Origin of the sequence: Kitasatospora cheerisanensis KCTC 2395, from assembly GCF_000696185.1 — a bacterium.
In the GTDB taxonomy this organism is placed as follows: domain Bacteria; phylum Actinomycetota; class Actinomycetes; order Streptomycetales; family Streptomycetaceae; genus Kitasatospora; species Kitasatospora cheerisanensis.
The window spans coordinates 5521844-5542561 of the sequence record NZ_KK853997.1 but is presented as its reverse complement, the minus strand read 5'-3'; the positions used below and the strand labels follow the sequence as shown (position 1 = coordinate 5542561).

12 protein-coding genes, 1 rRNA gene and 2 other annotated features are annotated in these 20718 nt (G+C 71.7%); of the genes, 6 read left to right on the top strand and 7 right to left on the bottom strand.

What is annotated here, in order from left to right:
* Nucleotides 1–57: 57 nt before the first annotated feature.
* From rimO to KCH_RS25155, 5 genes are all read right to left on the bottom strand, one after another.
* Nucleotides 58–1512: a 30S ribosomal protein S12 methylthiotransferase RimO gene (gene rimO / locus KCH_RS25175; RefSeq protein WP_035866729.1), complete on the bottom strand. Its 1455-nt coding sequence runs from the start codon at nt 1510–1512 to the stop codon at nt 58–60.
* Nucleotides 1513–1584: 72 nt separating this feature from the next.
* Nucleotides 1585–2454 (bottom strand): helix-turn-helix domain-containing protein, encoded by an 870-nt coding sequence (locus KCH_RS25170; RefSeq protein WP_244305424.1) that lies wholly within the window; start codon nt 2452–2454, stop codon nt 1585–1587.
* 159 nt (nt 2455–2613) lie between these two features.
* On the bottom strand, nt 2614–5292 hold the full coding sequence (locus tag KCH_RS25165; RefSeq protein ID WP_035866726.1) for a DNA translocase FtsK: 2679 nt from the start codon (nt 5290–5292) through the stop codon (nt 2614–2616).
* Nucleotides 5293–5413: 121 nt separating this feature from the next.
* Nucleotides 5414–6055: a response regulator gene (locus KCH_RS25160; RefSeq protein ID WP_035873598.1), complete on the bottom strand. Its 642-nt coding sequence runs from the start codon at nt 6053–6055 to the stop codon at nt 5414–5416.
* Nucleotides 6056–6256: 201 nt separating this feature from the next.
* A complete protein-coding gene (locus KCH_RS25155) occupies nt 6257–10732 on the bottom strand; it encodes a HAMP domain-containing protein (protein ID WP_051654036.1) in 4476 nt (1491 codons plus the stop codon).
* A 505-nt stretch (nt 10733–11237) separates the two neighbouring features.
* Between KCH_RS25155 and KCH_RS25150 the strand changes: the two genes are divergently transcribed.
* The 6 genes from KCH_RS25150 to KCH_RS25125 all read left to right on the top strand — a co-directional run bounded on the left by KCH_RS25150 (nt 11238) and on the right by KCH_RS25125 (nt 18146).
* Nucleotides 11238–13790, top strand: coding sequence for a SpoIIE family protein phosphatase (locus tag KCH_RS25150; RefSeq protein WP_035873594.1), 2553 nt, complete (start codon nt 11238–11240; stop codon nt 13788–13790).
* Between the two features lie 274 nt (nt 13791–14064).
* A complete protein-coding gene (locus KCH_RS25145; RefSeq protein WP_035866724.1) occupies nt 14065–14619 on the top strand; it encodes a GPR1/FUN34/YaaH family transporter in 555 nt (184 codons plus the stop codon).
* Nucleotides 14620–14788: 169 nt separating this feature from the next.
* A complete protein-coding gene (locus KCH_RS25140; RefSeq protein WP_035873592.1) occupies nt 14789–15178 on the top strand; it encodes a GntR family transcriptional regulator in 390 nt (129 codons plus the stop codon).
* A complete protein-coding gene (locus KCH_RS25135; protein WP_035866722.1) occupies nt 15175–16059 on the top strand; it encodes an ABC transporter ATP-binding protein in 885 nt (294 codons plus the stop codon). Before KCH_RS25140 ends, KCH_RS25135 begins: the two co-directional genes overlap by 4 nt.
* On the top strand, nt 16056–17057 hold the full coding sequence (locus KCH_RS25130; RefSeq protein WP_035866720.1) for an ABC transporter permease: 1002 nt from the start codon (nt 16056–16058) through the stop codon (nt 17055–17057). The genes KCH_RS25135 and KCH_RS25130 overlap by 4 nt, the downstream gene beginning before the upstream one ends.
* Nucleotides 17058–17279: 222 nt before the next feature.
* Entirely contained in the window at nt 17280–18146 is an 867-nt protein-coding gene (locus KCH_RS25125; RefSeq protein ID WP_035866718.1) for a winged helix-turn-helix domain-containing protein, read from the top strand.
* 39 nt (nt 18147–18185) lie between these two features.
* Here KCH_RS25125 and KCH_RS46165 read toward each other — a convergent pair whose 3' ends face one another.
* Together KCH_RS46165 and rrf are read right to left on the bottom strand one after the other, a co-directional pair.
* The gene (locus tag KCH_RS46165) at nt 18186–19091 is read right to left on the bottom strand and encodes a phosphatase PAP2 family protein (RefSeq protein WP_035866714.1); all 906 of its coding nucleotides are present in this window, start codon (nt 19089–19091) and stop codon (nt 18186–18188) included.
* 80 nt (nt 19092–19171) lie between these two features.
* Nucleotides 19172–19288, bottom strand: a 5S ribosomal RNA gene (gene rrf, locus KCH_RS25115).
* An 88-nt stretch (nt 19289–19376) separates the two neighbouring features.
* Nucleotides 19377–20244, bottom strand: a sequence feature (23S ribosomal RNA rRNA prediction is too short).
* 10 nt (nt 20245–20254) lie between these two features.
* Nucleotides 20255–20626 (bottom strand) — a sequence feature (23S ribosomal RNA rRNA prediction is too short).
* Nucleotides 20627–20718: the final 92 nt, after the last annotated feature.

Sequence of the window (20718 nt, the reverse complement as noted above, 5' to 3'; positions counted from 1 at the left end):
CTGCGGCGGGACGGCGGCCGGGCCGGCCGGGTCTCGGCCGGGGCCCCGGCCCCTTGGTCATACGTCGGCTCCGAGCAGCGTGATCGCCTCGGCGACCAGGTCGACGCCTTCGGTGCCGACCACGGTGGCGCGGTAGAACCGGCCGATCTCGGCGTCGTCGGCGCCGAGCAGGGTGGTCAGGCCGTCGGTCTCGGGCGCCTGGTGGGCGGCCCGACCCTCGACCACGCCGTCCTCGACCGACTCGACCAGCACCGTGATCTCGCTGCCGATGCGCTGTTCGGCGCGCTGGGCGGTGAGTTCCTCGGCGAGCTTGGAGAGCCGGGAGACGCGGTCGTCGACGATGTCCTGGTCGAGCTTGCCGTCGTAGCCGGCGGCCTCGGTGCCGTCCTCGTCGGAGTAGCCGAAGACGCCGATGGCGTCCAGGCCGGCGTGCGTGATGAACCGTTCCAGCTCCGCGTAGTCCTCCTCGGTCTCGCCGGGGAAGCCGACGATGAAGTTGGAGCGGGCGCCGGCCTCGGGGGCCTTGGCGCGGATCGACTCCAGCAGGCCGAGGAACTGCTCGGTGGAGCCGAAGCGGCGCATACGGCGCAGCACGGCGGGCGCGGAGTGCTGGAAGGACAGGTCGAAGTACGGCATGACCTTGTCCGTGCCGGTCATCACGTCGATCAGGCCGGGGCGCATCTCGGCGGGCTGCAGGTAGCTGACCCGGACCCGCTCGATGCCGTCGACGGCGGCGACCTCGGTGAGCAGGGTCTCCAGCAGCCGGATGTCGCCGAGGTCCTTGCCGTAGGAGGTGTTGTTCTCGGAGACCAGCATCACCTCGCGGACGCCCTGGCCGGCCAGCCAGACGGTCTCGTTCAGCACGTCGCTGGGGCGGCGGGAGATGAACGAGCCGCGGAAGGCGGGGATGGCGCAGAACGAGCAGCGGCGGTCGCAGCCGGAGGCCAGCTTGATCGAGGCCACGGGGGCGTTGTCGAGGCGCTTGCGCAGGGTGCGCGGCCCGGACGCGGGGGCGAGGCCCTCGGGGAGGTCCTCGGGGGCGCCGTGGCCGGGCAGCGCGACCTCGGCGGCGGCGGCCTGCCGTTCGACGGGGGTGAGCGGGAGCAGCTTGCGGCGGTCGCGGGGCGTGTGGGCCTCGACGTGGCCGCCGGAGAGGATGGTGTTCAGGCGGGTGGAGATGTCGGCGTAGTCGTCGAAGCCGAGGACGCCGTCGGCCTCGGGGAGGGCGTCGGCGAGCTCCTTGCCGTAGCGCTCGGCCATGCAGCCGACCGCGACCACGGCCTGGGTGCGGCCGTGGCCCTTCAGGTCGTTGGCTTCGAGCAGGGCGTCGACGGAGTCCTTCTTGGCGGCCTCGACGAACCCGCAGGTGTTGACGACGGCGACATCGGCTTCGCTGGCGTCGTCGACCAGCCGCCAGCCGTCGGCCTCCAGTCGCCCGGCGAGTTCCTCGGAGTCGACCTCGTTGCGGGCGCATCCGAGCGTGACCAGGGCGACAGTGCGGGGTTCAGGCATGACGCCAAGATTAACGCGCGCCCCCCGGTGGAGTTCCCCCCGGAGGGCACGCGCGTGGTTCTCGGGGCCGGATCAGCCCGCCTGCGGGTCGCCCGGGGTGTAGGTGAGGTGCACGACCTGGCCGTCCTGACCGGCCGGACCGAGGTCCTTGCCGTTGACGAACAGGTGCACGGCCCCGGCGTTGCCGATCACCAGACTGATCTTCTTCGGGTCGGTGAAGGTCTGGTCCTGGCCGGCTTCGAGGTTGTTGGAGAACAGCGAATTGCCGGCGCTGTCCTTCGCGGTCACCCAGCTCTTCTCGGCGCCGGCCACCAGCTTGACGGTGACCTTGTCGGCGGGGGCGGCGGCGATCGCGCCGGCGCTCGCCTCGGGGGCGGGCGGCTGCGCGGAGGGCGCCGTGGTCGCCGGGGCGGAGACGCCGGAGGGCAGCGGGGCGCTGGCCGCACCGGGGCCGTCGGCGGAGGACGAGGAGCCGACCAGGTTGTAGCCGATCAGCACGACCACCGCGAGGATCGCGGCGACCATCGGCGCCGTCCAGTTCGGGCGGCGGTGGTCCTTGACCTTGATCGGCGCGGTGTCGAGCAGCCGGCTGGCGGGCGGGGCGGCGGCGCCGCCGTGCTCGGCGTCGTAGCGGGCGACCAGCGCCTCGCCGTCGAGGCCGACCTCGCGGGCCAGCAGGCGGAGGTGGCCGCGGGCGTAGAAGGCGCCGCCGCAGCGCTCGAAGTCGTCGGCCTCGATGGCGTGCACGATCGGGACCCGGATCCGGGTGCGGGTGCTGACCTGGTCGACCGTCAGGTCGGCGTCGAGCCGGGCCCTGGCGAGCAGCCGCCCGATGCTCGGCCCGTCGGTGGCGTGGCTGGGCTCCGCGAGGCGCTCCATGTCGAAGGAGGCGGACGCGGAGGAGCCGGGGGCGGAGCGGCGGGGGGACTTGCCGATGGTCACTGGGCACGCCTTTCGAGCGGAGGCCACCTGCTGAGGAACCAGTCTAGGGGTGGTGCCGTAACGTTTCTCAACCGGAGGGGGCCCGAACGTGCCACAGTCCCGCTACAGAAGTTGACGGGCGGTCACCGCGCCTTCCGGCCGGCGGGGACCGCCCCTCGCCTACCCCCGCAGGGTGATCAGCACACCGTCCAGTTCGTCGGGCTTGACCAGCACGTCGCGGGCCTTGGAGCCCTCGCTGGGGCCGACGATGCCGCGGGACTCCATCAGGTCCATCAGCCGGCCGGCCTTGGCGAAGCCGACCCGCAGCTTGCGCTGGAGCATCGAGGTGGAGCCGAACTGGGTGGTGACGACCAGTTCGACGGCCTGGACCAGCAGGTCGAGGTCGTCGCCGATCTCCTCGTCGATCTCCTTCTTCGGGCCGGTGCCGACCACCACGTCGTCCCGGTAGCGGGCCGTCAGCTGGTCCTTGCAGTGCTGGACGATCTTGGCGATCTCGGCCTCGGTGACGAACGCACCCTGCATGCGGACCGGCTTGGAGGCGCCCATCGGCAGGAACAGCGCGTCGCCCTTGCCGATCAGCTTCTCCGCGCCGGGCTGGTCGAGGATGACCCGGGAGTCGGCCATCGCCGAGGTGGCGAACGCCAGCCGGGACGGCACGTTGGCCTTGATCAGGCCGGTGACGACGTCCACCGAGGGGCGCTGGGTGGCCAGCACCAGGTGGATGCCGGCGGCGCGGGCGAGCTGGGTGATCCGGACCACCGAGTCCTCGACGTCGCGCGGGGCGACCATCATCAGGTCGGCCAGCTCGTCGACGATCACCAGCAGGTACGGATAGGGCGTCAGTTCCCGTTCGCTGCCGAGCGGCGGCTGGACGGTGCCGGCCCGGACCGCGGCGTTGAAGTCGTCGACGTGCCGGAAGCCGTAGGCCGCCAGGTCGTCGTAGCGCATGTCCATCTCGCGGACCACCCACTGGAGGGCCTCGGCGGCCTTCTTCGGGTTGGTGATGATCGGCGTGATCAGGTGCGGGATGCCCTCGTACGCGGTCAGCTCGACCCGCTTGGGGTCGACCAGCACCATCCGGACCTCGTCGGGGGTGGCGCGCACCAGCACCGAGGTGATCAGGCAGTTGATGCAGGAGGACTTGCCCGCGCCGGTGGCGCCGGCCACCAGCACGTGCGGCATCTTCGCCAGGTTGGCCATCACGGTGTGGCCCTCGACGTCCTTGCCCATGCCGACCACCATCGGGTGGCCGTCCTCGGCGGCGGTGCGCGAACGCAGCAGGTCGCCGAGGGTGACCATCTCGCGGTCCCGGTTGGGGATCTCCACGCCGACCGCGGACTTGCCGGGGATCGGCGAGATGATCCGGACGTCGGGGGTGGCCACCGCGTAGGCGATGTTCTTCGCCAGCGCGGTGATCCGCTCGACCTTCACGGCGGGGCCGAGCTCGACCTCGTAGCGGGTGACCGTCGGGCCGCGGGTGAAGCCGGTGACCTTGGCGTCGACCTTGAACTCGGCGAACACGCCGGAGAGCTGGGCGACCACGTCGTCGTTGAGCTGGGAGCGGGCCTTGGCGGGGGCGCCGCGCTCCAGCAGGTCCAGGGACGGCAGGGAGTAGGTGATGTCGCCGGACAGCTGGAGCTGTTCCATCCGGGCGGGGGCCTCGCCGTGGCCCTCGGGGGCGGCGTCGGCGGCCCGGGCGGCGGGCACCTCGGGCATCCACGCCTCCTCGGGGGGCGCGGTGTTGTCCTTGACCTGGCCGATCGCACTGGCCAGGTCGGGCGAGCCGGCCACGCCGAACAGCAGCGCGCCGTCCACCAGGTCGGCGGCAGCCGCGGCGGCCAGGTCACGGGTCTGGTACGGGTCCTTCTCGAACGAGACCGGCTCGTCCGGCTCGGCGGCGGGCTTGCGGCTGCGGCGCTTGCGGCGGGCGGACAGCTCGTCGCCCTCGATGGTGATCGGCAGCGCGTCCGGGTCGGCGTCCTCCGGCGGGGCGGTGGAGTACTCGCGGTCCTCCGCGCCGGGCTCGCCGTCCTCGAACTCGCCGGGCAGCGGCTCGACCACGCCGAGCCGGACGCCCAGCAGGCGCAGCCGCTGCGGGATCCGGTTGACGGGGGTGGCGGTGACCACCAGCAGGCCGAAGAAGGCGAGCAGCAGGAGCAGCGGGACGGCCAGCGGCGGGCCGGCGGCGGCCATCATCGGGGTGGACGCGGCCCAGCCGATCAGGCCGCCGGCCTGCCGGATCCGGGTGGCGCCGGTGCCCATCGCGGGGGCTCCGCAGCCGATGTGGACCAGGCCGAGCACGCCGACCACCAGGGTGGTCAGGCCGATCACTATCCGGCCGTTGGCCTCCGGCACCTCGGGGTGGCGCATCAGCCGGACGGCGACGGCGCCCAGCAGCAGCGGCACCAGGACGTCGAGCCGGCCGAAGAGCCCGGAGACCACGTTGGTGGCGGCCTCGCCGAGCCAGCCCTGTGGGCTGAACCAGGTGCCGGCCGCGGTGACCAGGGTGAGCGCCAGCAGCAGGAGCGCCACGCCGTCCTTGCGGTGCTCGGGGTGCAGGTTGCGGGCGCCGCGCCCGTAGCTGCGGAACACCGCGCCGACGGAGTGCGCCACGCCCAGCCAGACCGCGCGGACGGCGCGGAAGAGTATCGGCCGCGGCGGCGGCGGCGGTGCGGGCGCGGCAGCCGCCTTCTTGGCCGGGGCCTTCTTCGCTGGGGCCTTCTTGGCGGCGGGTTTGGCCGCCGGTCTGGCGGGGGCGGCCTTCTTCGCGGGTGTCTTCTTGGCCGGCCCGGGCTTGCTGGTGCGTGCGGCGGCGCTTCCGGGCGATCGTGTGGCCATGGGAGGCAGCCTACCGGCGCACCCCGGCCCCGGACATGCGCGGGCGCACTTCGGCGGGTTGCGCCGCAGACGCGCCGTCAGCGGCCCGTGAACCACCCGCACGGGCGACGCTGACGGTCGGTCAGCTCGCGCCGGGGCGCAGGGCGTCCAGGGCCCGGCGCAGGCCCGCGAGTTTGCGCTCCAGGTGCGCGGCGGTCGCGGCGGCTCCGGCGCTGTCCGCGGTGGCGTCGAGCTGCTTGGTGAGCGCCTCGGCCTGCTCCTCGACGGCGGCCAGCCGAGCCGACAGCTCGCCGAGCAGCGCGCCGCCGATGGCGGCCGGCTCCTCGCCCGCCTCCAGTTGCAGGCGCAGCAGCGCGGCCTGCTCCTTGAGCTGGGTGTTCTTCACATAGAGGTCGACGAAGACGGAGACCTTGGCCCGCAGCACCCACGGGTCGAAGGGCTTCGAGATGTAGTCGACCGCGCCTGCCGCGTAGCCGCGGAAGGTGTGGTGCGGACCGTGGTTGATCGCGGTCAGGAAGATGATCGGAATGTCCCTGGTCCGCTCGCGGCGCTTGATGTGCGCGGCGGTCTCGAAGCCGTCCATGCCGGGCATCTGGACGTCCAGCAGGATGACCGCGAAATCGTCGGTGAGGAGCGCCTTGAGCGCCTCCTCGCCGGAGGAGGCGCGCACCAGCGTCTGGTCGAGCGCGGAGAGGATCGCCTCCAGGGCGAGCAGGTTCTCCGGACGGTCGTCGACCAGGAGGATCTTCGCCTTCTGCACCAGGACCCGCCCTCCTGCCGGTTGTTTCCCGAGGGCGGGCACCTTCGTGCCGCCCATCACTGCCCCGGTCATGCTAGCCGTACCCCCTTGCCTGCCACAGGCCCGGTGCCGGGCGTCACCGTCCGGTCACTGTTGGCAACGACGGGTGACCTTACCGGGTTCCCGCCCGGGGCCGCCAGCGTGGGCGGCCCCGTCGGGCGGCGGTTACCTGACGGGCAGGTGCTGGCGCATCACCGCCAGCAGGTGGTCGGTCTCCACCGGCTTGGTGATGTGGTCGGTGGCTCCGGCCTGCAGGCTCTTCTCCCGGTCGCCCTTCATCGCCTTGGCGGTCAGCGCGATGATCGGCAGCCCGGAGAACCGGGGCATCCGGCGGATCTGCTCGGTGGTCGCGTAGCCGTCCAGCTCGGGCATCATGATGTCCATCAGCACCAGGGCGACGTCCTCGTGCTGTTCGAGCATCTCGATGCCCTCGCGGCCGTTCTCGGCGTACAGCACGGTCAGGCCGTACTGCTCCAGCACGCTGGTCAGGGCGAACACGTTGCGGATGTCGTCGTCGACGATCAGCACCCGCTCGCCGTCGAAGCGGGCAGCGGTGGCGGCGCCGGAGCGCAGCGGCTCGCCCTGGCGCGGGATGGTGTCCTCGGCCGGGCGGAGGGTGTCGTCGGGGCGGGCGGCGCGGCGGCGCTCGACGGTGGAGCGGCGGCGCTCCTCGACCAGGCCGCGGGCCTCCTGCGTCCACTGCTCGGCGGGCGTGCGGGAGGGCTCCAGGGCGCGCGGGGCGGCCCCGCGCTCCAGCGCGACCGGCTCGGGGCCCTCGCTGCGCAGCGGCAGGTAGAGGGTGAAGGTGGAGCCGGCGCCGAGTTCGGAGGCCACGTGGATCTCGCCGCCGAGCAGCCGGGCGATCTCCCGGCTGATGGACAGGCCGAGGCCGGTGCCCCCGTACTTGCGGCTGGTGCCGCCGTCGGCCTGCTTGAACGCCTCGAAGATCTCCCGCAGCTTGTTGCCGGGGATGCCGATGCCGGTGTCGGAGACCGAGAAGGCGATCAGCTGCTCGTCGGGGTCGGCGATGGTTCCGGTCTCCAGCAGCTGCTCGCGCACGTGCTGGGGGGTCTCCGGGCCGGACACCGGGCGGATCATCAGCTCGACCGCGCCGGCGTCGGTGAACTTCACCGCGTTGGAGAGCAGGTTGCGCAGCACCTGCTGGAGGCGCTGCTCGTCGGTGTGCAGGGTGACCGGCAGGTCCGGGGAGACCCGGACCGCGAAGTCCAGGTTCTTCTCGGCGGTGAGCGGCCGGAACGCGGCCTCCACGTAGTCGACCAGCTGGACCAGGGCGATCCGGGCCGGGCGGACGTCCATCTTGCCGGCCTCGACCTTGGACAGGTCGAGGATGTCGTTGATCAGCTGGAGCAGGTCGCTGCCCGCGCCGTGGATGGTCTCGGCGAACTCGACCTGCTTGGCGGACAGGTTGCCCTCGTTGTTGTCGGAGAGCAGCTTGGCCAGGATCAGCAGCGAGTTGAGCGGGGTGCGCAGCTCGTGCGACATGTTGGCGAGGAACTCGCTCTTGTAGCGCGAGGCGAGCGCGAGCTGTTCGGCGCGCTCCTCCAGGATCTGCCGCGCCTCCTCGATCTCGCTGTTCTTGATCTCGATGTCGCGGTTCTGCTGGGCGAGCTGCTCGGCCTTCTCCTGCAGCTCCTCGTTGGTGCGCTCCAACTCCTCCTGCCGGGCCTCGAGTTCGGCGGAGCGCATGGACAGCTCGGCGGTCAGGCGCTGGGACTCCAGCAGCAGGCCCTCGGTCTTGGTGTTGACCGAGATGGTGTTGACGGTGACGCCGATCTGGTCGGCGATCTGGATCAGGAAGTCCAGCGCGACGGTGGTGAAGCTGGAGAAGGTGGCGAGTTCGATCACGCCGAGCAGCCGGTCCTCGAACAGCACCGGCATCACCACGACGTGCGCCGGGGAGGACTCGCCCAGGCCGGAGGAGATCTTCAGGTAGCCGGGCGGGGTCTCCTTCAGCACGATCGGCCGCTTCTCCACGGCGGCCTGCCCGATCAGGCCCTCGCCGAGCCGGAAGGTGGTCGGCATGGTGCGCCGGTGGTAGCCGTAGGAGCCGATCAGGCGCAGCACGATGTCGTTCTCGTCGTCGTCCTCGGTGACGAGTTCGGCGGTGCGGCCGGCCGGCTGGGCGAGGAAGAACGCGCCGTGCTGGGCGGAGACCACCGGGGTGAGCTCGCTCATGATCAGCGAGGCGACGGCGGACAGGTCGCGGCGGCCCTGCAGCAGACCGGACATCCGGGCCAGGTTGGACTTCAGCCAGTCCTGTTCCTTGTTGGTCCGGGTGGTCTCGCGCAGGTTGGCGATCATCTGGTTGATGTTGTCCTTGAGCTCGTCGAGCTCGCCGGACGCGTCCACGTTGATGCGGGGCGACAGGTCGCCCCTGGTGACGGCGGTGGCGACCTGGGCGATCGCGCGCACCTGCCGGGTCAGGTTGTTGGCGAGCTCGTTCACCGACTCGGTGAGGTCCTGCCAGGTGCCGGCCACGCCGGGGACGCGGGCCTGGCCGCCGAGGCGGCCGTCGGTGCCGACCTCGCGGGCGACGCGGGTGACCTCGTCGGCGAAGGCGGAGAGCTGGTCGACCATGGTGTTGATGCTGGTCTTGAGCTCCAGGATCTCGCCCCGGGCGTCCACGTCGATCTTCTGCGAGAGGTCGCCGCGGGCGACGGCGGTGATCACCAGCGCGATGTTGCGGACCTGGCCGGTGAGGTTGTTGGCCATCAGGTTGACGTTCTCGGTCAGGTCCTTCCAGATGCCGGCCACGCCCGGCACTCCGGCCTGGCCGCCCAGGATGCCGTCAGTGCCCACCTCGCGGGCGACGCGGGTCACTTCGACGGCGAACGCCGAGAGCTGGTCGACCATGGTGTTCAGGGTGTCGGCGAGCGCCGCGACCTCGCCGGCCGCGTCGATGGCGATCTTCTTCGACAGGTCGCCGCGGGCCACCGCGGACGCCACCTCGGCGATGTTCCGCACCTGGGAGGTGAGGTTGGACGCCATCAGGTTGACGTTGTCGGTCAGGTCGCGCCAGATGCCGGAGACGCCGGAGACCCGGGCCTGGCCGCCCAGGATGCCGTCGGTGCCGACCTCGCGGGCCACCCGGGTGACCTCGTCGGCGAACGCGGACAGCTGCTCGACCATGGTGTTGACGGTGGTGACGAGTTCGCGGATCTCGCCCTTCGCGTCGACGGTGATCTTCTTGGAGACGTCGCCGCGGGCCACCGCGGTGGTCACCTCGGCGATCGAACGCACCTGGCTGGTCAGGTTGTTGGCCATCAGGTTCACCGAGTTGGTGAGGTCCTTCCAGGTGCCGGACACCCCGGGCACGCTGGCCTGGCCGCCGAGGATGCCCTCGGTGCCGACGTCCCGGGCGACCCGGGTGACCTCGTCCGCGAACGCCGAGAGCTGGTCGACCATGGTGTTGATGGTGTTCTTCAGCTCCAGGATCTCGCCGCGCGCGTCGACCTGGATCTTCTGCGACAGGTCGCCCTTGGCGACCGCGGTGGTCACCTGGGCGATGTTGCGGACCTGCGAAGTGAGGTTGTTCGCCATCGAGTTGACGTTCTCGGTGAGGTCCTTCCAGACGCCGGCCACGCCCGGCACCTGGGCCTGCCCGCCGAGGATGCCCTCGGTGCCGACCGCGCGCGCCACCCGGGTCACCTGCTCGGCGAAGCCGGACAGCTGGTCGACCATGGTGTTGATGGTGTTCTTGAGTTCGAGGATCTCGCCGCGGGCGTCGACCTCGATCTTGCGCGACAGGTCGCCCTTGGCGACCGCGGTGGTCACCTCGGCGATGTTGCGGACCTGCGCGGTCAGGTTGGCCGCCATGAAGTTCACCGAGTCGGTGAGGTCGCGCCACACGCCGGCCACCCCCGACACCTGCGCCTGACCGCCCAGCCGGCCCTCGGTGCCCACGTCGCGGGCCACCGTGGTGACCTGCGCGGCGAAGGAGTTGAGCTGGTCCACCATGATGTTGACGGTGTTCTTCAGCTCCAGCATCTCGCCGTCGACGTCGACGGTGACCTTGCGCGACAGGTCGCCGCGGGCCACCGCGGTGGTCACCTCGGCGATGTTGCGGACCTGCGCGGTCAGCCGGCCGGCCATGGTGTTGACCGAGTCCGCGAGGTCCTTCCAGGAGCCGGAGACGCTGCGCACCCGGGCCTGCCCGCCGAGCTTGCCCTCGGTGCCGACCTCGATCGCCACCCGGGTCACCTGCTCGGTGAACTCGCTGAGCTGGTCGACCAGTCCGTTGACGGTGCGGCCGACCTTCAGGAACTCGCCGCGCAGCGGGTAGCTGGCGCCGGTGGTGTGCACCGAGCGCAGCTCCATGGTCTGCGTCAGGTCGCCCTCGGCGATCGAGGAGAGCACCCGGCCGACCTCGGCCATCGGCCGGGCCAGGTCGTCGATCAGCGCGTTGCAGTTGTCGACGGCGGCCATCCAGGCGCCCTCGCCGACGCCGGTCTCCAGCCGCTCGGACAGCCGGCCCTCGCGGCCCACCGCCCGCCGCACCCGGGCGAGTTCACCGGTGAGGTGCTGGTTGCGCTCGGCGACCTCGTTGAACACCGCGGCGATCTCGGCCAGCAGGCCGTCGCCCGGGAAGGTCAGCCGGCGGCGGAAGTTGCCGTCGCGCATCGCGGTCAGCGCGGCGAGCAGCTTGCGCAGCTCGGCGGGCTCCGCCCCGCGCCCCGGGCCCTGGCGCCGGCCGCCGGCCCGCGAGGGCGGAGCCGACCGCGTGCCGCGCGCAGCGGCCGTCGTGGTACCGGACACGTCCTTGGTCGCCGAACTCAACGGGGCCCTCCCAGGTCCTGACTGTCACTGCGGCAGAAGGGCCGGCGAACGGCCCGCCGCTGCCGCGCCGTCCCCTCGACCGTACTGCGGTGGTGACGGCACGCGGACCCCCCAGTGTGACAGCACTGGCACCCGGTGTCGGACCGGTTGCCGAGGGTTTTCCGGGGTGACCGGGGCACGAGCAGGGAAAGTCGTGAAGGAAATCACCCCCAGGGGCCTGTTTCGGCTCCCCGCCCCCGCGGGGTACCAACCGGAAAGTAGGGTGGAGGGCCGCACCGGGCCGAGGCGACCCCGCCCCGCCCCGCCGCAGGTCCCCACCCGCCGTACCAGCAGCAGAGGAGACGTGGCCGTGGTCACCGCGCGCGCAGCCGCCACCTTCGAACCGGTCGACCGGTCGGCCGCCGCGGCCCGCGGCTTCGTCCGGGACGCCCTGCTCGGGTGGGACCTGCCCGAGGTGGTGGACGACGCCGTGGTGCTGGTCAGCGAACTGGTCACGAACGCCGTGGTGCACGCCGGGACGGCCGCCGAGGTGGCCTGCCTGCGCGAGGAGGACACCGTCCGGATCGAGGTCACCGACCGGCACCCGGAGCGCGGCCTGCCCTCCTTCGCCAACGTGACGCTGAACTCGGACCGGTACGCCGACCCGGACGGCGAGGGCGGCCGCGGCCTGCTGATGTGCTCGGCGCTGTCCAGCAGTTGGGGCGTCGAGTACGCGGCCGGCCGGAAGACCGTCTGGTTCCGGCTCGCCCTGCCCGAGCCGCAGGTCGGCACCCGGTACGCGCTGCCCAGCCTGCCCGGCGGCGAACTGCCCGCCGCGGACGGGCCGGTGCGGGTCGCCGTCGTCCAGCTCGACGACCACGGCCGGATCCGGCACTGGAACGCCGACGCCGAATCGCTCTTCCACCGCCCCGCCGACGCCGTGTTCGGCCGCCCCTGGGCAGAACTCGCGGTCTGGCCGCAGACCCCCGGCCTCGGCCTCGGCGACACCCTGCGGCTGGCCCGCTGGGAGGGCGGCTACACGGTGCGCGGCGGCGACGGCGCCGCCCGCGAGGTGTACGGCACGCACGTGCGGCTGCGCGACAGCGAGGGCGCGCCGGTCGTGCTCTGCCTGCTGGTCCGCGCCTCCGACCGGGCCGTGCTGCGCACCCCGGGCACCGCCGCGTCCGCCGAGGCCGCCACCACCGCCGTCGAACCGCTCGACCTGCTGGTCGGCCCGGTCTCCCCGGACGACCTGTCCAGCCTGCTGCAGCGGATCGTCGAGCGGGCCCGCGACCTGCTCGACGCGGACGCCGCCTACCTGATGCTCACCAGCGAGGACGAGACCGAGTTCGAACTGCGCGCCGCCACCGGTCTGGCCGGCCCGGCCCGCCGCTTCGCCCGGCTGCCGATCGACGGCGCGGGCCGCTTCGACTCGGCCCGGCTGCCCGCCGTCCACGAGGACCTCGCGGTGCGGCCCGGCGCCGCGCCGCTGCTGGCCGGCACCGACCTGCGCTCGCTGATCACCGTCCCGCTGAAGGTCGAGGGCCGCCTGACCGGCTCGCTCGGGGTGGCCGCCGCCCCGCCCGGCCGCTACGACAACGAGGACGCGCTGCGCCTGCAGTTCGCCGCCGACCGGATCGCGCTGGCCCTGGAGAGCGCCCGGCTCGGCGAGCTGGAGCGGCTGCGGCGCGGCTCGCTGTCCTTCCTGGTGGAGGCCTCCGACCTGCTCGCCGGCACCCTGGAGCACGAGCAGACGCTCGCCCTGATGGCGCAGATGGCGATCCCCACCCTGGCCTCCTGGTGCGCCGTCTACACCACCGCGGACGCCGCGGCCGGCGCCGACCTCGCGTTCGTGCTGCACGAGGACGAGGACCGGATCGACGCGCTGCGCGCCCTGCTCGACAAGGCCCCCGCCCCGGAGGCGGTGCACAGCCCCGGCGCCCGGAACTGGACGGCGCCCGCCGACACCGCCCGCTCGCTGGGCACCGCCGACAGCCCCGAACTGGCCGGCCTGCTCGGCGAGACGGTGGTGCTGCCGCTGTCCGCCCGCAACCGGGTGATCGGCCTGCTGGTGCTCGGCACCCGGCAGGGCGTCCGGTTCCGGCAGGAGATCCTGGAACTCGGCGAGGACCTGTCCCGCCGGGCCGCCCTGGCGCTCGACAACTCCCGCCTGTACTCGGAGCGCACCGCCACCTCGCAGGCCTTCCAGCGCGCCCTGCTGCCGCCGGAGCTGCCGAAGATCCCGGGCGTCGAGGTGGAGGTGTTCTACCAGGCCGCGGGCGAGGGCAACGAGGTCGGCGGCGACTTCTACGACCTGTTCCCGATCCGCGAGGGCACCTACGGCTTCGCCATCGGCGACGTCTGCGGCACCGGCCCCGAGGCCGCCTCGGTGACCGGCCTGGCCCGCAACTCGCTGCGCCTGCTGGCCCGCGAGGGCCTGAGCGCCCCGCAGGTCCTCACCCGGCTGAACGCGGCGATCCTCGACGAGGGCAGCCGGGCCCGCTTCCTGACGCTGCTGTACGGCGAGTTGACGCCCCGTGAGGACGGCTCGACCGTCCTGTCGCTGGTCTGCGCCGGCCACCCGCTGCCGCTGCGGCTGCGCACCGACGGACAGGTCGACCAGGCCGCCTCGCCGCAGCCGCTGCTCGGCGTGATGGACGAACTCGAACTGACCGCCGAGGAGTTGGTGCTCTCCCCGGGCGAGGTGCTGCTCTGCGTGACGGACGGCGTCACCGAGCGCCGGGAAGGCCGCCGGATGCTCGGCGACGACGGCCTGATCGAGGTGCTGACCGGCTGTGCGGGCCTGACCGCGGGTGCGGTCGCCGCCCGCGTGCACCGCGCGGTCGAGCGCTTCGCCCCCGAGCCGCCCTCCGACGACATGGCGATCCTGACGCTCCGAATCCCGACCCAGCGTCAGAACTAGGCCGCCGGACGGCCATCGTCACGGTTTGCTCACGCTTGCTCGTTCCCGGTGATTCACAAGGGTACAAAGCCGCGGGGCCGGGTAGACCGATAGCGCCGGGGGCTTCCACCCCGGAGGGCATCGACCGGTGGCCGCGCCACCGGTTCTCTCATCTCGCCGCAGCCGCCCGCACCCGTCCCGGTGCGCCCACGACCCGGCACCCGGCACCACCTCGCACACCCCACCCTTCACCGTGTTCTCGCCATGCCCTGGCGCAGAGTGAAAGGAGCCTCCGGTGAGCAATGACGCCTCCGGGGCGAACGCCCGATCCGCAGACGCGGGTCCGCTCGGTCATCTGGCCCTCGGTCTCACCCTGCTCGCGTACGGCCTGCTCGGCACCGGTGTCCTCAGCGGCACCTCGTCCGGCGGCGCCGCTGCGCTGGCCCACCTGGTCGGCGGCGTGACGCTGTTCGTCGCCGGCCTCTGGCAGTTCCGCGGCGGCGACCGCCTCAACGGCACCGCCTTCACCGCCCTCGGCGCCTTCTGGGCGACCTGGGCGGCGGCCGGCTCGGCCGGCAAGAACACCGCCGGCCTGTTCCTGCTGCTGTGGGCGCTGCTGGCGCTCACCCTGACCGCCGCCTCCTGGGGCGCCGGCCTGCTCGCCCGCCTGGTGTACGGCCTGCTGACGCTCTCCCTGCTGCTCGGCGCCGTCGGCGTCCTGGGCAGCAGCAGCGGCACCGGCAAGGTCGGCGCCTGGCTGGCCGCCGCCTCCGGCCTGGCCGCCTGGTACTGGGCCACCGCCGCCCTGACCGAAGGACGCTGGGGCCGGATCGCACTCCCGGTCAGGTAACCGCACCGCACACCCCGGGGCCCGGACGCCACCCCCACGGCGCCCGGGCCCCGGCATGTCCGCGTCCGGGTGCGTCCTCGCCGGTCAACGCCCTTGGTGACTCCTTGACTTGACGGCTCATCATGCCGCCAGTTCTATAGTGCTAGGAAGCTAGATAAATGAGGTTGTGGTGATCGAGTTCCACATCGAGCCCCGGTCCGGTGTCGCCCCTTACCTGCAACTGGTCCACCAAGTGCGCCAGGCCCTCCGACTGGGCCTGCTGCACGAGGGCGACCGGCTGCCGAAGGTCAAGGACGTCGCGGCCAAGGTCGCGATCAACCCCAACACCGTGCTCAAGGCTTACCGCCAGCTGGAGAACGAGGGCCTGGTCTCCCCCAAGCCCGGTGTCGGCACCTTCGTCACCGGCACCCTCGGCGAGCCCGCCACGTCCGAACACGAGCCGCTGCGGCAGGAGTTGCGCCGCTGGCTGGCCTCGGCACGGGCCGCCGGACTCGACCCGGAGTCCATCGAGGCCCTCTTCCGGCAGACCTTCCGAAGCACCGTCGAAGAGGAGCGATGACCGCGATCGTCGAAACCCGGGCGCTGACCAAGCGCTACGGCCGCCGCACGGCCCTGGCCGACTGCACGCTGACCGTCCCCGCCGGACGCGTCGTCGGGCTGGTCGGCCCCAACGGCGCCGGCAAGTCCACCCTGCTGCAGCTCGCCTGCGGCCTGCTCACCCCCACCAGCGGCACCGTCGAGGTGTTCGGCCGGCCCCCGGCCGCCGACGGCGCCCAACTCGGCCGGGTCGGCTTCGTCGCCCAGGACACCCCGACCTACGCCGCCCTCACCGTCGCCGACCACCTGCGCCTCGGCGCCAAGCTCAACCCCCGCTGGGACGCCGCCCTCGCCGAACGCCGCGTCCGGCAGCTCGGCCTCGACCCCACCCAGCGCTCCGGCCGCCTCTCCGGCGGCCAGCGCGCCCAACTCGCCCTCACCCTCGCCGTCGCCAAACGGCCCGAACTGCTGCTGCTGGACGAACCGGTGGCCGCCCTCGACCCGCTCGCCCGGCGCGCCTTCCTGCAGAGCCTGATGGAGTTCGTCGCCGAGTCCGAGTCGCAGGCCACCGTCGTCCTCTCCTCGCACCTGGTCTCCGACCTGGAACGGGTCTGCGACCACCTGATCGTGCTGGCCGGCTCCCGGGTCCAGGCCGACGGCGAGATCGACGACCTGCTCGCCACCCACTTCCGCCTCACCACCGCCCGCCGCGACACCGACACCCTGCCCGCCGGCATGCGCGTGGTGAACGCCGAACACACCGAACGCCAGAGCACCTTCGTGGTCCGCGCCGAGCGCGCCGTCGACGACCCGTCCTGGGTGATGGAACCGCTCGGCCTGGAGGACCTCGTCCTCGCCCACCTCACCGCCGACCCCCGACCCGTCCTGGAGCCGCAGCGATGATCTGGCTGACCTGGCGTCAGTTCCGCGCCCAGTTCCTGGTGGCCGCAGCCGCACTCGCCGCCGCCACCGCCTACCTGCTGTACTCCGGGCTCGCCCTCCGGGACGACTACCGCGAGCTGACCGCCGGCTGCCCCACCGGCGGCTGCTCCGACGCGAACCAGCTGATCGACACCTACTCCCTGCCCTACTGGACGGGCTGCGTCCTGGTCCTGCTCGCCCCCGCGCTGATCGGCGCGTTCTGGGGAGCATCGCTGGTCGCCCGCGAACTGGAGACCGGCACCCACCGCCTGGTGTGGAACCAGGGCATCGGCCGCGGCCGCTGGCTGACCGTCAAACTGCTGCTGGTCGGCGCCGCCGCCGTCGCCGTCACCGGGCTGCTCAGCCTGCTGGTCTCCTGGTTCGCCTCCCCACTGGACCGGATCGGCCACGACCGCTTCACCCCACTGCTGTTCGCTGCCCGCGGCGTCGTCCCGCTCGGGTACGCCGCGTTCGCGGTCGCCCTCGGCGCCTGCGTCGGCCTGTTCCTGCGCCGCACCGTCGCCGCGATGGCCGTCACCCTCGCCGCCTTCGCCGCCGTCCAGATACTCGTCCCGCTCGCCGTCCGCCCGCACCTCGAACAGCCCGTCCACCGGGTCGTCGCCCTCGACGCCGACACCCTGCACTCCGCCCGCACGCTCGGCTTCACCGGCACCCACGGGCCGTCCGCCACCTTCGTCGCCGGCATCGACATGCCCGACGCCTGGATGCTCTCCGACAGCTCGCCCGTCCAGGACAGCGACAACCGCACCCTGACCTTCGGCACCCAGCCCTGCCGGGACAGCTCCCACGACCTGCCGTCCGAGGACTGCCTGGCCCGCGCGAACCTGCACATCGCCGTCGACTACCAACCCGCCGACCGCTACTGGCCGTTCCAGTGGATCGAGACCGCGATCTTCCTCGCCCTCACGGTCGCCCTCGCCGCCCTCACCACCTGGGGCCTGCACCGCCGCCTCGGCTGACCGACCGGACCGGACCGAAGGGACGCGGCCGAAGGGACGCGGCCGAAGGGACGCGGCCGAAGGGACGCGGCCGAAGCCAACGCAACTGGCTTCGGCCGCGTCCTCACCCTACGGCCCCGCACCAGGGCGCCGGACCACCAGGTGAACGGTCGACGGCCGATCCCGCAATCCCCTCCTGCCCCGGCGGCCGATTGCTAGGGTCTCGGTTCGGAGGCGATGCGCATGGGCCAGTGGCAGGTGAGCACGGAGACCCTCGCCGCATGCCGATTTGCGTTCTCACCCCTGGTCGAGACCGTCGCCACCCTCGGCATCCTCGCCGAGATCCGCCCCGAACCCTGGCGCCGCGCCTGGCTCGCCACCCACCAGCCCGCGTTCCACCGGCACCTCGCCGCCGCCCCGCACCTCGCCGACTGGCTCGCCGAACGCCACGCCGCCGACTGGCCCGCCGAACTGCGCCTCCCCGCGCCGGACCCGGACGCCGACCCGCGCCGGCTCGACCTCACCGGCCTCGCCCCGGACCCCGCCCTCGCCGAACTCCTCGACCGGACCTGGCAGCACGTCGTCCACCCCGAATGGCCCGCCCGGCTGCGCGCCCTCCGCGCCGACGCCACCGCCCGCCGCCGCCTCGCCGAACAGCACGGCTGGGCCGCCGCCCTCCCCGCCCTCGGCCCGCAGCACCGCTGGCTCTCCACCGGCCGCCTCCGGCTCACCGTCCCCGAGGACGAACGCCCCGACGCCGAGCTGCTGTTCGTCCCCACCGGCGCCCGGCACGGCTGGATCGCCCAGGGCGCCGGCCGCGTCGCCGTCGTCTACCCGACCTGCGCCGCCCCCGTCGCCGCCCCGCACACCCCGCCGGCCAGCCTCGGCCGCCTGCTCGGCAGCGCCCGCGCCGAACTCCTCGCCGGCCTCGACCGCCCGCGCGACACCGGCCAGCTCGCCACTCTCACCGGCCTCAGCCCCGCCACCGTCGGCGACCACCTCACCGTCCTGCTCGACGCCCGCCTGGTCGCCCGCGCCCGTTCCGGCACCGCCGGCCGCTACTACCGCACCGCCCTCGCCGACGCCCTGCTCTCCGCCCAGCCCGGCTGACCGGACCGCTCCGGAACCGCCACCGCACTCGCTCGGACGTCAGCCCTGCACCGCGCTGCGCTCCCGCTCCGCCTCGGGCGCGTCCGCCCCCGCCTCCGCCTCGGGCCGGCGCCAGCCCGTCACGGCCGCCTGCACCAGGTACACGGTCAGCAGGATCGCCAGCGCCACCACCCCGTCCGCCCAGAAGTGATTGGCCGTCACCACGACCACCCACACCGTCACCAGCGGATGCAGCACCATCAGCCACCGCCACGGCCCCGGGGCCACCGCGATCACCGCCACCGCCGTGATCACGCACCACGCGACGTGCACCGACGGCATCGCCGACAGCTGGTCCGCGACCACCCCCGCGACCGCGTTCCCGTACACCGACTGCCCGTACTGCGCCGCCAGGTCCATGAACCCGTTCCCCGGCAGCATCCGCGGCGGCGCCACCGGGACGAACTGGATCAGCAGGCACACCGCCGTGGTCGCCACCACCGTCGTCCGCACCCACGCGTACCTCTCGCGGTGCCGCAGGAACAGCCACAGCAGGACCACCAGCATCACGCCGAAGTGCATCGTCGCGTAGTAGTAGTTCGCCGCCTGCGCCAGCCACGGGTGTCCCACCACGGCCCGCTGCCAGGACGCTTCGTCGGGCAGCCCCAGGTCCGTCTCCGTCCGGTGGATCCACTCCGCCCGCTCCAGCGCGTGGTCCGTGCCCATCAACGACAGGTGCCCGACCACCTGCCACAGCGCGAACAGCGCCAGCAGCGTCCCGGCCTCGCGCAGCACGTCCGCCGCGACCCGCCCCGCCCCGCGCCGCTCCCCCGGCCCCTCGCCGGCCTCCGCACCGGTGGCGGCCACCGCCCGCTTCGCCGCGATCCGCCTGACGGTGAACGCCGCCCCGTACAGCGCCGCGGAGGCAGCGACCGAGGTTTGCCAGGTCAACGTCAGGTTCTGCATTGGCGAAGGCTATCCGGAATCGTCCCCGAACAACAGAAAAGCCCCCTGACATCCCGTCAGGGGGCTTCTCCAGAAAAATTGTTCGGCGGCGTCCTACTCTCCCACAGGGTCCCCCCTGCAGTACCATCGGCGCTGTGAGGCTTAGCTTCCGGGTTCGGAATGTAACCGGGCGTTTCCCTCACGCTATGACCACCGAAACACTATGAAACTGTCACCACCCACACTGTTCGTGGGGGTCGTTGTTTCAGAACAACACAGTGGACGCGAGCAACTGAGGACAAGCCCTCGGCCTATTAGTACCGGTCAACTCCACCCCTCACAGGGCTTCCATATCCGGCCTATCAACCCAGTCGTCTACTGGGAGCCTTACCCTCTCAAGGAGGTGGGAGTGCTCATCTCGAAGCAGGCTTCCCGCTTAGATGCTTTCAGCGGTTATCCCTCCCGAACGTAGCCAACCAGCCATGCCCTTGGCAGGACAACTGGCACACCAGAGGTTCGTCCGTCCCGGTCCTCTCGTACTAGGGACAGCCCTTCTCAACACTCCTACGCGCACAGCGGATAGGGACCGAACTGTCTCACGACGTTCTAAACCCAGCTCGCGTACCGCTTTAATGGGCGAACAGCCCAACCCTTGGGACCTACTCCAGCCCCAGGATGCGACGAGCCGACATCGAGGTGCCAAACCATCCCGTCGATATGGACTCTTGGGGAAGATCAGCCTGTTATCCCCGGGGTACCTTTTATCCGTTGAGCGACGGCGCTTCCACAAGCCACCGCCGGATCACTAGTCCCTACTTTCGTACCTGCTCGACCCGTCAGTCTCACAGTCAAGCTCCCTTGTGCACTTACACTCAACACCTGATTGCCAACCAGGCTGAGGGAACCTTTGGGCGCCTCCGTTACCCTTTAGGAGGCAACCGCCCCAGTTAAACTACCCACCAGACACTGTCCCTGATCCGGATCACGGACCCAGGTTAGACATCCAGCACGACCAGAGTGGTATTTCAACGGCGACTCCACAACAACTGGCGTTGCTGCTTCAAAGTCTCCCACCTATCCTACACAAGCCGAACCGAACACCAATATCAAGCTATAGTAAAGGTCCCGGGGTCTTTCCGTCCTGCTGCGCGAAACGAGCATCTTTACTCGTAATGCAATTTCACCGGGCCTGTGGTTGAGACAGTCGAGAAGTCGTTACGCCATTCGTGCAGGTCGGAACTTACCCGACAAGGAATTTCGCTACCTTAGGATGGTTATAGTTACCACCGCCGTTTACTGGCGCTTAAGTTCTCAGCTTCGCCCGACCGAAGTCGGACTAACCGGTCCCCTTAACGTTCCAGCACCGGGCAGGCGTCAGTCCGTATACATCGCCTTACGGCTTCGCACGGACCTGTGTTTTTAGTAAACAGTCGCTTCTCGCTGGTCTCTGCGGCCACCACCAGCTCAAGGAGCAAGTCCCATCACCAGCAATGGCCCCCCTTCTCCCGAAGTTACGGGGGCATTTTGCCGAGTTCCTTAACCACAGTTCACCCGAACGCCTCGGTATTCTCTACCTGACCACCTGAGTCGGTTTGGGGTACGGGCCGCCATGAAACTCGCTAGAGGCTTTTCTCGACAGCATAGGATC

Excerpts from the sequence above, each read along its gene's own strand:
- rimO (WP_035866729.1), bottom strand. The coding sequence starts at position 1,512 with ATGCCTGAACCCCGCACTGTCGCCCTGGTCACGCTCGGATGCGCCCGC.
- KCH_RS25165 (WP_035866726.1), bottom strand. The coding sequence starts at position 5,292 with ATGGCCACACGATCGCCCGGAAGCGCCGCCGCACGCACCAGCAAGCCC.
- KCH_RS25155 (WP_051654036.1), bottom strand. The coding sequence starts at position 10,732 with ATGCGCGACGGCAACTTCCGCCGCCGGCTGACCTTCCCGGGCGACGGC.
- KCH_RS25135 (WP_035866722.1), top strand. The coding sequence starts at position 15,175 with ATGACCGCGATCGTCGAAACCCGGGCGCTGACCAAGCGCTACGGCCGC.
- KCH_RS25130 (WP_035866720.1), top strand. The coding sequence starts at position 16,056 with ATGATCTGGCTGACCTGGCGTCAGTTCCGCGCCCAGTTCCTGGTGGCC.
- KCH_RS25125 (WP_035866718.1), top strand. The coding sequence starts at position 17,280 with ATGGGCCAGTGGCAGGTGAGCACGGAGACCCTCGCCGCATGCCGATTT.
- KCH_RS46165 (WP_035866714.1), bottom strand. The coding sequence starts at position 19,091 with ATGCAGAACCTGACGTTGACCTGGCAAACCTCGGTCGCTGCCTCCGCG.